General features: G+C 44.1%; 13 protein-coding genes. 6 read left to right on the top strand and 7 right to left on the bottom strand.

The features are described 5' to 3' along the window. Positions 1-151: 151 nt before the first annotated feature. Positions 152-655: a DUF4149 domain-containing protein gene (locus PY364_RS04505; protein ID WP_275520959.1), complete on the top strand. Its 504-nt coding sequence runs from the start codon at positions 152-154 to the stop codon at positions 653-655. A 176-nt stretch (positions 656-831) separates the two neighbouring features. Here the strand turns inward: PY364_RS04505 and PY364_RS04500 are convergent, their stop codons facing one another. The 3 genes from PY364_RS04500 to PY364_RS04490 all read right to left on the bottom strand — a co-directional run bounded on the left by PY364_RS04500 (position 832) and on the right by PY364_RS04490 (position 2,059). Further along, entirely contained in the window at positions 832-1,125 is a 294-nt protein-coding gene (locus PY364_RS04500; RefSeq protein ID WP_275520958.1) for a TMEM165/GDT1 family protein, read from the bottom strand. A gap of 32 nt (positions 1,126-1,157) precedes the next feature. Beyond that, positions 1,158-1,592 carry a TMEM165/GDT1 family protein gene (locus PY364_RS04495; RefSeq protein WP_275520957.1) on the bottom strand — a complete coding sequence of 145 codons (435 nt, stop codon included), beginning with the start codon at positions 1,590-1,592 and terminating at the stop codon, positions 1,158-1,160. A gap of 98 nt (positions 1,593-1,690) precedes the next feature. Continuing rightward, a complete protein-coding gene (locus PY364_RS04490) occupies positions 1,691-2,059 on the bottom strand; it encodes a YkgJ family cysteine cluster protein (RefSeq protein ID WP_275520956.1) in 369 nt (122 codons plus the stop codon). Positions 2,060-2,254: 195 nt separating this feature from the next. Between PY364_RS04490 and PY364_RS04485 the strand changes: the two genes are divergently transcribed. Beyond that, positions 2,255-2,395, top strand: coding sequence for a photosystem II reaction center protein Ycf12 (locus tag PY364_RS04485; protein ID WP_019487022.1), 141 nt, complete (start codon positions 2,255-2,257; stop codon positions 2,393-2,395). Positions 2,396-2,526: 131 nt separating this feature from the next. On the opposite strand, the gene PY364_RS04480 is transcribed toward PY364_RS04485, so the two are convergent. Beyond that, on the bottom strand, positions 2,527-4,764 hold the full coding sequence (locus PY364_RS04480; RefSeq protein ID WP_275520955.1) for a DHH family phosphoesterase: 2,238 nt from the start codon (positions 4,762-4,764) through the stop codon (positions 2,527-2,529). Positions 4,765-4,974: 210 nt separating this feature from the next. Here PY364_RS04480 and PY364_RS04475 point away from each other — a divergent pair, with 210 nt between their 5' ends. Then, positions 4,975-5,880: a bestrophin family ion channel gene (locus tag PY364_RS04475; RefSeq protein WP_275520954.1), complete on the top strand. Its 906-nt coding sequence runs from the start codon at positions 4,975-4,977 to the stop codon at positions 5,878-5,880. Between the two features lie 27 nt (positions 5,881-5,907). Here the strand turns inward: PY364_RS04475 and lnt are convergent, their stop codons facing one another. Both lnt and gyrA read right to left on the bottom strand, forming a co-directional pair. Next, on the bottom strand, positions 5,908-7,569 hold the full coding sequence (gene lnt, locus PY364_RS04470; RefSeq protein WP_275520953.1) for an apolipoprotein N-acyltransferase: 1,662 nt from the start codon (positions 7,567-7,569) through the stop codon (positions 5,908-5,910). Positions 7,570-7,677: 108 nt separating this feature from the next. Beyond that, entirely contained in the window at positions 7,678-10,428 is a 2,751-nt protein-coding gene (gyrA, locus tag PY364_RS04465; protein WP_275520952.1) for a DNA topoisomerase (ATP-hydrolyzing) subunit A, read from the bottom strand. 181 nt (positions 10,429-10,609) lie between these two features. On the opposite strand from gyrA, the gene PY364_RS04460 reads away from it, so the two are divergent. The 3 genes from PY364_RS04460 to PY364_RS04450 all read left to right on the top strand — a co-directional run bounded on the left by PY364_RS04460 (position 10,610) and on the right by PY364_RS04450 (position 12,819). Then, positions 10,610-11,149: a GNAT family N-acetyltransferase gene (locus tag PY364_RS04460; protein WP_275520951.1), complete on the top strand. Its 540-nt coding sequence runs from the start codon at positions 10,610-10,612 to the stop codon at positions 11,147-11,149. A gap of 210 nt (positions 11,150-11,359) precedes the next feature. Continuing rightward, positions 11,360-12,283, top strand: a complete 924-nt coding sequence (locus PY364_RS04455) for a histone deacetylase (RefSeq protein WP_275520950.1) — start codon at positions 11,360-11,362, stop codon at positions 12,281-12,283. Positions 12,284-12,456: 173 nt separating this feature from the next. Next, positions 12,457-12,819 carry a ferredoxin thioredoxin reductase catalytic beta subunit gene (locus PY364_RS04450; protein ID WP_275520949.1) on the top strand — a complete coding sequence of 121 codons (363 nt, stop codon included), beginning with the start codon at positions 12,457-12,459 and terminating at the stop codon, positions 12,817-12,819. A gap of 190 nt (positions 12,820-13,009) precedes the next feature. On the opposite strand, the gene PY364_RS04445 is transcribed toward PY364_RS04450, so the two are convergent. Then, positions 13,010-14,836: an ATP-binding protein gene (locus tag PY364_RS04445; protein WP_275520948.1), complete on the bottom strand. Its 1,827-nt coding sequence runs from the start codon at positions 14,834-14,836 to the stop codon at positions 13,010-13,012. Between the last annotated feature and the right edge of the window lie 52 nt (positions 14,837-14,888).

Genomic DNA, 14,888 nt, shown 5'->3' with positions numbered 1-14,888 from the left:
GCGTTACTGTGATTTTTCGTAAGTCCTATCAAAATAATTCTGGGATTGCTATGCACAAAACTTAGCACTTATTGTAAAAATACTTCATGTTTTCTAAGAAAGATTTTAGTTAAGCTATAAGGTGGAAAAAGAGGCTTGGAGGCTCACTGCGATGACAGCTATTTATTCAAGAGTTGAATTAAGTAAACCGCGCTGGCAAACAATTGTTATTTTTACATTAGCTTTTTGGCTCAGCGGCAGCTTAATTTTGGATTTGGTAATTATGCCGAGTCTGTTTGTTTCTGGCATGATGAATTCTTCTGGGTTTGCGACAGCAGGGAATGTCATGTTTTCGGCATTTAACCGCGTTGAGTTGCTCTGTGCAGCTTTGGGGTTGACGGGTATTATGGTTTTGAGCAATTCGCCAACTGACTTCGGTAAAGGGAGTCGCACTGCAATTTTATTATCTTTTGTTCTTCTGGCGATCGCATTGCTCGATACTTACGCTTTGACTCCTCAGATGACTGCTTTAGGAGCCCATCTCAATTTGTTTGAACCTGTTGTAGAGGTTCCTTCGGAAATGAATCTGCTACACCAAAGTTATTTCGGGTTGGAAGCAGTTAAGCTCGCCGTTGGTGCTATGCTACTCGGCTGGTGCTATCGGCATCATGCTTAAATTGATAATACTTGATAATTGCCTAAATTAAGGAACGAAAATTAAATAACTACTGCATTTAGGTACGTAGTTGCGCTTCAGCGCTCTTAAAGAGGAAATAAGAGCGCTGAAGCGCAACTACGTACCTTCATTCTGAGTCTGAGGAAATAAGAGCGCTGAAGCGCAACTACGTACCTTTATTCTGAGTCTTCAGCCACATCTGGGCGAGGTAAAAGCAGGCGTAAACCCATAATGGCAAATCCGATCGCAGCGATCGCTTTTAGCCAACGAGTAGGTAATACCTCTGCCGCCCCACCCCCAACTACCACCCCTATTAAGGTAGCTAATAACAGCGCCGTAGCTGTGCCGAAAAAGACGGCGCGGGGAGATTTGGAACTGCTACCAAGGGCGATCGCAGCTAATTGACTCTTATCTCCCAATTCTGACAGAAACACTGTAATAAAACTTAACCCTAAAAGTTGCCAGTTCATGGTATAATTTATTCTTAATTATTAGTAAAAAGTTAGCGAAGCACTTCCCACAGAAGCATCACAGAAATCAGCAGCAAAGTCACACCCGCCGATTTTTCTAAGGTTTTAGGATCGATCCGAGTCCCTAGCCATTGTCCCAGTAAAACACCAAGCAAACTGGTGATCACCAGTGCAAAACCAGCGCCCGCAAACACAATCCAAGGGGAGTGAGATTGAGCAGCCATTAGCATAGTTGTTAGCTGGGTTTTATCTCCGATTTCCGCTAAAAATATAGTCACGAAAGTCGAGGCAAAAACTCCCCATGCCTTTGATTTCTGTTCCTTTTGCTGGTGGTGCTGCTCAGTCGTAGCGAACTCAACTAAAGCGGGATCGAATGCTTGTTCTACTTCTTTCACTTGTGGAAGTACAGCGGAGGGTGTAGTTGAGTGAGAAGCAGACAAACTGGGAGGGAAAGAAGAAAGTTTCACAGGCGATCTTGCTAAGTGCTGTTTATTTTCAGATTGTTTTCATTTTTCCAGAATAGCAGATAAATTGCAACCCCCCAGCAATAAAACTATTTCTGTGGCTAGATGTCAGGAGTAGCTAGAATACCCACTTCTGAGTTGAAGCGGATCATTTCCAGAGAGCGATCGCCGTACATATCCTGAATGTGCTCTACGCAACACTCAATGGCAAAATCGTTGACCTCTTGAGCCTCAACGCCGTACATATCTTGAAAAATGTCAGGTTGTACCCGACAGAAGCGAGGGCGATCGGCATAAATGCCGCATTCCCGCGTATCGCGGTCAAAATTTATACACCATCCATCCTCTCCTACTAGGCTTAGGTATAGCTCCAATTCTTCTGGAGATAAATACTCATCCAAATCTGGGCGCTCTGTTGGGTCAAGGTAACAACAAGCACCACACTTCTTTACACAACGCCAAGTAGCCATCGTCTATAATTGCCGATCAACATCCGTAGGTGGGCAATGCCCACCCTAAATATAGCCTTAATTTGAGTATTTTTTGCGTTTTATTGATTTTTGTAAAGTTACTTAAAAAAAAGGCGCGATCGCCAAGTAAAATCAGAAGCGTGTTTTCTTACACACTCAGCTATCGAAAGTTATTAACTAAAGTCGAGAGGAAAAATGGACTTTTTAACCGATCTAGTCAACAATCTCAGCAGCATCAACTTTGAAGGCATTTTTAAGCTAGTTGCGCTCGCCGCAGTCGTGCTTTCTGGCCCTTTAGTCATTGTCTTACTGGCATTTCGCGGCGGCGATCTTTAAGGGGAGCGGGGGAGCGGGGGAGCGAGGGAGCGAGGGAGCGGGGGAGCATTTTGCCTGCCTTCTGCGTTAGTTTTTTGCCTTCTTCCTTCTTCCTTCTTCCTTCTTCCTTCTTCCTTCTTCCTTCTTCCTTCTTAATTAACTTTTTCTTTTGCAAACTCTAAAGCACTTAGAGCTGCCTTAATTAAATTGTAGAAAAAGGGTTGAGATACATCAACAGCGATCGCATCTTCTCGCCTTCTTCCCAGAAGTCCTGTTTTTTCGCCTTGTTTAACTGCTAAAACTTGCCCTTGAGCATTCCTAATTCTTAATTCTTTGACGTTTTCAACTTGGGATAGGCTACAGGTGTATTCGCGATCGCCATAATAAAACTCTGCTTTATCTTGGGCTTTATCTTGGGCTTTTTTCTGGGGCGATGGAGGTAAACTTGGGGTATCTGTAGGTAGCCGCACTCCCACCAACTCTAGCTCAACTGTGGTATTGCCATTATATGTATTTTCTCGCAAATGATAGGCAATATCCACTCGCGGCGGGAGGGGAAAATATTCTCCCCACCGCCATGCGATCGCCTTCAGATTTGGGATAGACTTTACATCTTGGCTGAAAGTTACTTTAATATGAGCTTTCTCTTTACCAACAGTTGCTTGTTCGATTATTCGCACATTTGGTGTCCAAAATACAGGAGCCTTATTTTCAATCCCGCAAGGTTGAAGCGCATCAATTTGACGGTAAAGATCGAGATTAATTTCTGCAAAATTAGCTTGAGCATCAATAGAAACTAGCGGTTTGAGGTGTTGTAACTCTAGAGATTTACGAGCAAAAATACCTAACTGTGTACGAAATTCTTCTAGATTTGCCCCTGGTAGAGAAAAACCTCCAGCCGCTTTATGTCCGCCATATTTTCCTAGCAAACTATCGCAAAATTGTAAAGCCTCAAATACGTGAAATTCAGGAATTCCTCGCGCCGAACCCCGAATCTTTTTAGCAACAGATTTAATAGATAAATTATCTATTCGATCGCTTAAATCTTCCCCATTAATAGATAACTTATTCGGTGCTAAACTTTCCTCGTCTTCCTCTTCTTCATCCTCATAAGTGCCAATAAATACGGGTACACCGTAGCGTTCCACTAATCGCGAGGCAACTATACCAATTACGCCGTGATGCCATCCTGGTTGCACAACAACTAAAACTCGTTCTTGCTGTAAATCTATCTGATTTTCTTCGCAATAGGCGATCGCTTCCGCCTCAATTTCTTGACATAATTCCTGTCTCCGCTGATTAATTTCCTCGCACTGCTTCGCCCTTTCTAAAGCCAATTCTAGATCGTCAGTTGTTAATAATTCAATCACAATTTGCGGGTCAGAAATGCGACCGATAGCATTAATCCGAGGGCCAAGGCGAAAGCCAATATCCTCCGGCTTAAGAGAATTTTTAGATTGCTTTGTTTTACTCGCAACGCTTTGCGGTTTTGAGTCTTCAGCAGAGAGATTTTGGTTATTTGCCTTATTTCCAGATGCCAGTCCCGACACCTCAATCAACGCCTGAACTCCTGCTAATTGCGAGTGCGGCAACAACCGCAAACCTCGCTTAACCCAACGCCGATTAACACCAATTAAAGGAGCTAAATCAGCAATTGTTCCCAAGGTAAAAAGCTCCAACATCGGATTTACTAAACCCTGCATTTTATCCATCCGTTGCGCTAGGGAAATAGCTAAAATATAAGCAACACCAACTCCCGCCACGCCACGATAAGGCGAAGATTCGGAAATTAATTTCGGATTAAGAATAGCATTTGCTGGCGGCAGTTGCGGCGGGATATCGTGGTGATCGGTAATAATTACATTTAAACCCAATTCTCGCGCTCTCGCAATCGGTTGATAGGCAGCAATACCATTATCGACAGTTAGAATTAGGCTAACACCTTCGCTCTTAAATTCCTCAACAATCCGCTCATTAATTCCATAGCCTTCGCGCATTCGACTAGGAATAGCATAATCAACCTTCGCACCCAAAGTTTTGAGACTTCGCAACAAAAGTGCCGTACTCGTCATGCCATCAGCATCATAGTCACCGCAAATAGCAATTTTTTGACCCTGAGATATTGCTTCATGCAATAACTCCACACTCATCGCTAAGTCGGGAAAATCCTGCATTGGCGGTGGCAAAACTTCCAATTCGGGTTCTAAGAATGCTTGCACCCCTTGTGCAGATTCAATCCCCCGATTAATGAGTACCTGTGCTAGCAACGGTGACAAGCCAATTTCTTGGGCCAAATTTTCGGCTTGTTGTGCCTGCGATGGGTAGATTTGCCACCGCTGATTAGGCAAAGTGCGATCGCGCGGAGACTGAGGAGTTGAGTGCTGTTGCACGGAAGTTTTTGTTTAAAGATACTCAGACTATATTACCTAATTAAGTGCCTAAATCAAAATAAACAAGAGGAGACATTTTTAGGTAAAATCCAAATTTATTTGGATAAATACTGGATGCTAATACTCTGAGGAGAGTTAAAAAAACAGTAAAATATTATGCGATCGGGCGGTAGCCTGTATCGCTTGATAGTAGGTAACAGAGGAGATGTTATGAAGCTTGAAAAAAGACCCTGGTTTAGAACCGCATTGAAGTTACGGGGATCTGTCATTCCTACGATTTTACCCCGCGTTTTCCTGTGCGGTGGATTTGGGTTTTTTATTTCGCTGCTGGACTTTCTCAACTTGCCCGTATCTTTGCCAATTTTGTCTAGTATTGTACCTAGTATCGTCCTCGGTTTATTATTAGTTTTCAGGACAAACACAGCCTACGATAGATTTTGGGAAGGTCGAAAATTTTGGGGTAATTTAGTTAATACTGTTCGGAATTTAGCACGTCAAATCTGGGTAGCAGTTGACGAAAAGGAACCACAGGATTTTATCGAAAAAAAGTTAGCACTGCGTCTATTACCGGCTTTTGCGGTGGCGATGAAGTTGCACCTACGTCAGGAGCCTGTGAGTGCCGAATTGGAGCGATTTTTGTCTCCATTACAGTATCAAAAACTTAAGTCAATGAACAATCCACCGTTAGAAATTGCCTTTTGGATTGGAGACTATTTGAATAAGCAGTATAACCGAAAGTGTCTCGATGTCTATCGGCTAACTGCCATGCAGGAGTTAATTAACAATATGGTAGATGCGTTAGGGGGCTGCGAGCGGATTTTGAAGACCCCCATACCTTTAGCTTATGCAATTCACCTTAAACAGCTATTATTGCTTTATTGCTTATCACTTCCTTTTCAACTGGTGGAGGAGTTGGGTTGGGGAACTGGTTTGGTAGCGGCTTTAGTTAGTTTTACTTTATTTGGGATTGAAGAAATTGGAATTGAAATCGAAAATCCCTTTGGTCACGATCCTAATGATTTGCCTTTAGATACTATTTGTGCAACGATGCAGCGCAATATTGATGATTTAGTTTCTTTGTCTCCCAGCGTAAACGCTGACATTGTAGGGAAATAATAGCAATCAGCTCTCTTTTGAGCTGAATTAAGAGCGCTGAAGCGCAACTACGTACCTGCTACTCGCACCCAATACTAACAATAAAGGTGTTAACCAATCCCCCCATCGCACATACAAAGTCTGAGTTTTACGCCGATAAATATTACCAGCCTGGACTTCATAAGTGTTAACACCAGATATCCACAACGTCTCGCCACGAGGATTAACAAAAGCAGAATAACCCGTATTAGTTGCTCTTACCACCCACCTATCAGTTTCAATTCCTCTCATCAAATCTTGAGCATGATGTTGAGCCATCATAGATGAATTATAATGAGCATCATTAGAAGCAGTCAGGATAAATTCACCCCCCATCGCCGCCTGAAGGCGGAAATGTTCAGTAAAAGCTGAGTCATAGCAAATACCGACAATCGCTCTACCAAAAGGTGTATCAAATAATTGCTTAGATTTACCAGCTACCAGATGGGAATCTAAAGGAGAAAGCCGATTAATAATACCGCCAATAAATTGTTCAAAGGGAATATATTCTCCCAATGGTACTAGCTTAGTTTTATCATAGCGGCTGAGAATTTCACCCTTACCGTTGATAGTAAACAAGCTATTTGTAATGCTATCTTCCTGTTGTCCAAATCCCCCTACCCAAGCAACAACTTTTTGAGCGAGAATAGCTTGAAATAAAGAAAGGTAAGAACGTTGATTAGGATTTGTCCAAACAAACGGCAAAGCTGTCTCTGGGATTAATACAGCATCTACACCTTGGTTAGCTAAGTTTTGATATCCTGTAGTGTAGCCTTCCATAGCTCTACGCCAACCTTCAGAGTTAAATTTAATTTCGTTGGGTACATTTCCCTGAATAATTCCTATTTTTAACTGGGATCTTGCCTCTTCATTCAAAGGCAAGCTATATAAACTAAAACCGATAAGATGCACAATTAGGCAGAATGTCGCAGGTAAAAGATAAGGAATAAAATCAACCCTCCTTCCTTCTTCCTTCTTCCTTCTTCCTTCAATCCAAGCTTCAGCAATTAAGCCATTAACTGCTACAATAGCTGCTGTTACACCACTAGGCCCCGAAAGTTGGCCGAGGTGTAAAATTGCTAAATTGTGCGGACTTTGAGTATAAGATAGAGAGGTCCACCACAGCGAACCTGAACTCCAAATATATTCTAAAATACACCACACAGCAGTACCAATTAAGACGCGAATTAAGCTAGAAACTTTAGATGCTCTACCTCTATCTTTTTCTGGTAAAGGAATAGAGTCAATAATTATAAATAGCCACGCCCAGACAGCTACTAATGCGGCTCCCCAGAAGGTGATAAATGCCCAACAAAAAAGTGCGATCGCTAAACTTGGCCACCAAGGAACTCCCAACCAAGTCATGGGGTGAATCCCCATTATCCAAGATAAAGCTAACCCATGATAGCCAATTCCCCACAGGGAAGGAAGAAGGAAGAAGGAAGAGGGAAGAACGAAAAAACTTTGTTTTTTTCCTTTTACTGTTGGCTTTTCATAACTAGCAACCATCACCCACAAAGGTGCTAATGCTACCCAGGATAAAGGCCAAGCACTTACAGGTGCAGTTGCTAAAGCCATTAAAATACCACTGATAAATACAATTGCTAAGCGGAATTTTTTACTGGTATCAAGCTGTAGATTATGACTTTTTAGATTCTTTAGTATCCACATCTAAAATTTAATACTATTACCTTTGTAACGCCGCCCTCTGGGCGGTGAAAAACCGCCCAGAGGGCGGCGTTACAGGGTGGCAATGCCCACCCTGATAAACTGAAGAAATTACTCCATCTCCGCCAACTCTGATTTTGATTCTTCAGCAGATATCGACACCAAATCTATAGTCTCCTCTGACTCTGATTCTTCAGCAGATATTGACACCAAATCTACAGCCTCCTCTGACTCTGATTCTTCACCAGATAGCGGTACCAAAGCTACAGCCACAATTGAATCATCCTCATCCAAACGCTGCACTCGCACACCCGTTGCATTCCGGGATTGTGTAGAAATTGCATTGATAGTCTGACGGATAATAATACCTCTGCTAGTAACGATCATCAACTCGTCATTTTCATTGACAATTCGCAACGCAGCCACAGAATCTTTAGCCTTTTTCGACTTAAATTTTGTAGCCGTTAAACCCTTGCCAGCACGTCTTTGCAACCGGAATTGAGTAACAGGAACGCGCTTGCCGTAACCATTTGTAGTAATTACCAGCGCCCAAGGGCCTTGACTGCTAGCAGTGGGGATTTCTTCAGCATCACCGCCTTCAATTTCCTCGACTTGCACTTCAATTTCCTCGGCTTGCACTTCAATTTCCTCGGCTTCCAATTCAGTTTCCTCGGCTTCCAATTCCGGGTCTTCAGTTTCCAACTCGGCAATACTAGCAACAATTGAACTAGGCAAAATATCCATGCCAATCAGCTCATCGCCTGCTCGCAATTTCATGGACTTTACCCCCCGCGTTGCTCGACCAACTGGGCGCAATTGTTCGTGATTAGTTCGGAAATGAATTGTCATTCCTTGACGCGAACCGATGATAATACTGTCGTCAACTCTTGCTAGCCGCACCCACCGCAATTGGTCGCCTTCTTCGAGAGAGATAGCGATTAAACCGTTAGCGCGGATGTTACTAAAAGCAGACAATACAGTCTTCTTAATAAAGCCGCTGCGAGTCAGCATTACTAAGTATTCTTCATTGCTAAATTCTGTCACTGATACGAGAGAAGTGATTTTTTCTTCAATCGGAATAGGTAGCAATTGTACAATCGGAGTCCCTCGCGCAGTGCGAGAACTGACTGGTATTTGATAACTTCTGAGACAGTAAACAACGCCTCTGTCGCTAAAGAATAAAACGCTGTCGTGGTCGCAGCAGGAGAGGAAATGTTCAACGCCGTCGTCCTCTTTCATTTTCGTGCCAGCTTTGCCCCGAGTAGCGCGATTTTGAGCCTCAAAAGTGCTGACGGGCATTCGTTTAATGTAGCCTTGTTCTGTCAGTAAAATGATGGCTTGTTCGTTGGCAATTAAATCGGTTTCGTCGATTTCCCCTTCAGCGTGCTCAATAACAGTTCGGCGCGGTGAGGCAAACTTGAGTTTGATTTCGGCGACTTCTGTTTGGATGATTTCAAGAATGCGCTCCCGCTTTGCCAAAATATCTAGTAAGTCGGTAATTTTCTCCAGTAACTCTTCGTGTTCTTGAGTAATTTTCTGCGCTTCCAAGGCAGTTAAACGTCGGAGTTGCATTTGCAAAATTGCATCTGACTGTACCTCTGACAAACCGTAAGTATCTATTAATTCCTGTTTCGCTGTTGCCGTATCAGCAGCACTACGAATTAGGTGAATAATAGCATCCAAATTGTCCAAGGCAATTAATAAACCTTGGAGTAAATGATCGCGTTCTTCTGCTTTTCGCAGTTCGTATTGAGTCCGCCGCGTAATTGTCTCAATGCGAAAATCTAAGAAGACGCTGAGAAACTGCTTAAGCGAAAGTAATTGAGGTTCCCCATTTACTAGCGCGAGCATATTTGCCCCGAAGTTAGCTTGTAGGGGAGTTTGTTTGTAAAGATTGTTGAGAACAACGCGGGGATAAGCATCTCGTTTGAGCTCGATCACGACGCGCATACCATCGCGATCGCTCTCATCTCTAATATCAGAAATTCCCTCCAGACGCTTTTCATTCACCATTTCTGCAATCTTTTCAATCAGCGCCGCCTTATTAGTTTGGTAAGGCAATGCTGTGATAATAATTGCTTCTTTGTCTGGTCTACCTGGATGTTCAATAGTTTCGATCGCAGCTACGCCGCGCATTGTAATCGAACCCCTACCAGTAGTGTAAGCTTCCCGGATGCTGGCTTTCCCTAAAATCTGCGCCCCCGTTGGAAAATCGGGGCCGGGAATGTACTGCATTAATTCAATATCAGTAATTTCTGGATTGGCAATTAATGCCATTAAACCTTCAATTACTTCTCCCACATTGTGCGGCGGAATGTTCGTCGCCATTCCCACAGCGATCCCCGAAGAACCATTGACTAAAATTTGGGGGATGCGTGATGGTAAAACCAGCGGTTCCTGCTGCGAACCATCGAAATTATCGCCAAAATCGACGGTTTCCGAGTCGATATCGCGCAGCATCGCGTCGCTAGTCAGCGGTGTTAGCCGGCACTCCGTGTAACGCATCGCCGCCGGCGGATCGTTGTCAACAGAACCAAAATTACCGTGCCCGTCGATCAGGGGTTGGCGCATCGAGAAATCCTGAGCCATCCGCACTAAAGCGTCGTACACCGCCGTATCCCCGTGCGGGTGATATTTCCCCAGCACCTCCCCCACAACGCGGGCGCATTTGCGGAAAGGTCGATCGGGAGTCAAGCCTAGCTCGTTCATAGCATAGAGAATGCGGCGGTGAACAGGCTTAAGACCGTCTCTGGCATCTGGTAGAGCCCGGCCTACAATTACGCTCATGGCGTATTCTAGGTAAGACCGGGACATCTCATTCCGCAGATCCGTCGGGATAATCCGCGACTCAGAGGTGCTCATACGATGAAATACTCCATAAAATTCTGAATTTGGCAGCTAGAAACCAGGAAGATGCGTTAAAATCGGTTTATCTTCGGTTGAGTTGCCAAATATTGCGAGTTACGCCTAAAATTATAGCACAATATGACCATTTTTAGCCGCTACGTGCAGCCATAAATCAAACATTTAATTGGGAGCCACCGTGAAGGTTTTTCTGGACACAGAACGTTTGATTCTCCGTTACTTTACTGAGGCGGATGTTGATAACTTATATGAGTTGGATAGCGACGCTGAAGTAATGCGGTATATTAATGGGGGACAGTCTAGCGATCGCGAACAGATTCGCTCTCTAATTCTGCCAGGATTTCTCAAATATTATGATGATTATCAAGGCTATGGATATTGGGCAGTAGAGGAAAAATTGAGCGGTAAATTTATCGGTTGGTTTCATTTTCGCCCGCCTTTAGATGGTGGCGAAGATATAGAGCTTGGCTATCGCTTAAAAAGAGCATTATGGGGTAAAGGCTATGCAACGGAAGGTGCGATCGCACTGATTCATAAAGGATTTACTGAATTGGGTACGGAGCGCGTTTTTGCTAAGGCTTTAGCGGTTAACTCTGGCTCGATTCGCGTCATGGAAAAAGCAGGCTTGAAATTTGAAAAAAACTTTATTGAGATGAAGTTTCCAGGTAGCAATAAAGAGGCTGTGAGGTATGCTCTTGATCAGAAAGAATTCAACTGATAACTTTGGATCTTAAGGCGATCGCGCTATGAGGCTTAATAGCTAACCGAACTCAGATTCAGCCAATAGGCGATCGCCCAAGCTCAGACTGCCTAGCTAAAGAGATCGTTACTTGAGCATCAAGGCGGGTTATCATACGGATTGAGCTAAATCTGAAAAATAACTCCTTCTGGCGATCGCTTCCATCTGGTACAAAACTCCAAACTGTCTATGCTACCTGTCATCTACTCTGAGGATTTTTTACTGCACAAGACTGGTATGCTTCATCCAGAGCGGCCAGAGCGTTTAAGTGCGATCGTGGAAGCTCTCAAAGTTGCTCCTTGTGCCCCTGAGCTTGATTGGCAGTTGCCCACACCTGTTGACAAGCGCAGCGCGTTATTAACTGCGGTTCTAAAAAAGGTTCACTCGCAGAAATACATTCAGGAAGTCGAATACTTGGCAAAACGAGGCGGCGGCTACTTAGATGGCGACACGCCCGTTTCCGCCGATAGTTACGATGTGGCATTATTAGCAATCAGCGCTTGGCTCGATGGTGTCGATCGCGCCTTAGCGAATGATGAACCAGCTTTCGTACTAGCAAGACCCCCTGGACACCATGCTGAGAGAGATCGTGGCATGGGTTTCTGCTTATTTTCTAACGCTGCGATCGCCGCTCACTACGCTCTCGAACAGCCAGGAATTAGCCGAGTAGCTATCCTCGATTGGGACGTACATCATGGCAACGGCACCCAATCCCTAGTTGAAAATAACCGCCAAATCGCTTTCTGTTCCCTACACCAATCTCCCTGCTATCCGGGAACTGGCTATGCAGACGAACGCGGGATCTACGACAATGTACTCAACCTTCCCCTGTATCCCGGTAGTGGCATCACCGAATACCGCAGCGCCTTTGAATCTCAAGTTATGCCATTTTTATCCAAATTTAAGCCAGATTTGTTGATTGTCAGCGCTGGTTACGATGGCAATGCCGCCGATCCCTTAGCAAGCATTACGCTCTTGCCTGCCGATTATGGGGTTTTTACTGACTACTGCCTTCAGATTACCCGCCGCATTTTGTTTGGTTTAGAAGGGGGTTATGCCCTCAAAGAGTTAGCCGAGTCAGTAGTGGCAACTATTGCCCGGTGCTTGATCTAGGCTTTTTTACTCAAGAGTTTCCCTCACTTGGTGCTCCCAACCATAGCAAATAACCTAGCTACTTAAATTGCGGCATTATATTCAACAGGCGTGATAAAGTTAACATAAGGTTGTTGTTAAGAATCCCCGTATCTTTAGACCGGGGAGTGTAAATTCGTCATAACATCTAAACTATGCAAACAACAGAAAACACAAAACTCTCCAGCCCAAAAACTCTGGAGGCGATGAAGAATTTCTCCGAAACCTATGCTAAGCGCACCGGCACTTACTTCTGTGTTGAACCTTCTGTCACCGCTGTAGTGATTGAAGGACTCGCCAAGCACAAAGACGAACTGGGTGCTCCCTTATGTCCCTGCCGCCACTACGAAGATAAAGAAGCAGAAGTAAAAGCCGCATACTGGAATTGCCCTTGTATTCCCATGCGCGAACGTAAGGAATGTCACTGTATGCTATTTTTGACACCAGATAATGATTTTGCTGGCGAAACTCAGGAAATTTCAACGGAACAACTTCAAGCAGTCAGAGAAAGTATGTAGCCTGGGCGAAGCATTCAGGCGAAAATTTATAGTTGAGCCCCTAGATTTTCACCGTCAGAAAGCTTCGCCATCAATTTAAGTTATAGCAACCTTCTCGGCAGTTAGACATTCGCTGATCACCCAAATCATTGACTCTCTTCCCCTCTTCCCTAGCCCCTAGCCCCTAGTCCCTAGCCCCTAGCTATAAGTTTCAATCAAGAGTAAAAAAATCAAGGGATTCAGCGGATTGTGTAGAAATCATCACCGGTTCTTGATATAGTGGCACTGTAAATGTCACAGTCGATCCCAATCCTTCTCCCATACTATAAAAATTGACCGTTCCCCTCATTGCTTCTACCAATTTTTGGGAAATTGCTAAACCCAAACCAGTTCCGCCATATTGCCTAGTGCGATCGCCATCTACTTGGAAGAAAGACTGAAATAGTTTCTCTTGTTTATCCAAAGAAACCCCAATCCCCGTATCCGCAACTCTAATTTTTACCATACCTGGTAGTTCGCGGTTCTGAATAACTATCTTTTTCTTGATCGTTTCCATGCTGATGCTAATTCCCCCTTCATGGGTAAATTTAATCGCATTTCCTACCAAGTTTAACAGCACTTGTAGCAGGCGTTGATAGTTGCCATAGACAATAATTTCATCTTCAGTTGCAGGCTTTTGAATTTTAAAATTTAACTGCTTTTGCTGCAACTGAGCCTGCGTAAAGTTTTCTACTTCCTGCAACAGTTCATTTAGTTTAATAGGGGCGAGTTCTAACTGCATTTTCCCTGCTTCAATTTTGGCAATATCCAAAACGTCATTGATGAGATTTAGCAAGTGCAGCGCCGATCGATAAGCTTCTTGAATAAATTGATGTTCTTCCTCTGGATCGTCTGCCATACCATCCATCACTAACTTGAGAAAGCCAAGCATTCCGTTAAGAGGAGTGCGAAGTTCGTGGGAGGTATTGGCTAGAAACTGGCTTTTGAGTTGGGATAAAGCTACAGCTTCGGCACGAGCTTGTTCTAATTCTTGATAGAGTGTAGCGTGGGCGATCGCAGTCCCAACTTGTACAGCTAACTCCCGCACAAATTCTACTTCAACTGGGCTCCATTGGCGGACACTATTACACTGGTGCAAGCAAATCAAAGCATTGGGTTGGTCTTGATAGGAGGTAGCTGCTACCAGCACTGAATACGGCTCAAATGAGTCGTTAGTAACAGGGATACGCTCTACTGCTAAGGGTTCCAGGCTAGCTAAAGCCTGACTCCAACCAGGCTGATTCGCTTCTGACAGCTCTAAACCCAGCATCGAAGGGTAAGCTTCTTGGTGATATTCAGCTACTACCTTAAATATAGGATTAGATTCTGAGGGTTCGTAATTTTCGTCCTCTTCTTTATAAGCACAAATAATGCAGCGCGTTACTCCTAAAACTTGTCCTAAACTGTCAACAGTTTGCTGCCAAATTGTCTTTAAATCGAGAGTACGGCGAATATTCTGAGCAATTTGCGACAGGATTTTATGATACAACTCAGAACTGGGAGGGAGCGTGCGGCGGATACTCCCAGCAATTTGAATTAACATTTTTTGGTGCAAATCCAAATTAGAGGCTAAAGCTGGATAGGCGATTAATTCTTGGGAATTAATGGCTTGAGCGTTCAGTTTATGAGGTAACATTCGTCCCATAACTAGAACTTTGGTTGCTTTGCCATTGGCTGTTAGAACCGGACTAATTACTAGGTCGAAGGGAAAATACTGGTCTTCGTAGGAAAATGGATAGCTGAATCGTTCTGGCATTTGACCATTAATCGCGCGGCGCACTCGATCGAGATAGGGTGCGATCGCCACTGGCCCAAAAGTTTCGCTCATCTGACAACCTACGATTTTTTCTGGGCTCAGTTTGTAGCGATCGGCTTGTTGCCAGTAAAAAGATAGATATTTGCCAGAAGCATCCTGGGTAAATACTAACTCTGCCCCTAACTCTTGCAAAAAGTCGTTAGAGGCTAGGCTCGAAAGCTGGAAATCAGCATCAGAGTTCATCGATTACCACTGGAAACTGCAAGGGGAGGGGGAGAGGGGGAGCGGGGGAGCG

The organism is Kamptonema sp. UHCC 0994 (assembly GCF_029167235.1).
Classification (GTDB): domain Bacteria; phylum Cyanobacteriota; class Cyanobacteriia; order Cyanobacteriales; family Microcoleaceae; genus Kamptonema.
This window is presented reverse-complemented; position numbering and strand designations above follow the sequence as displayed.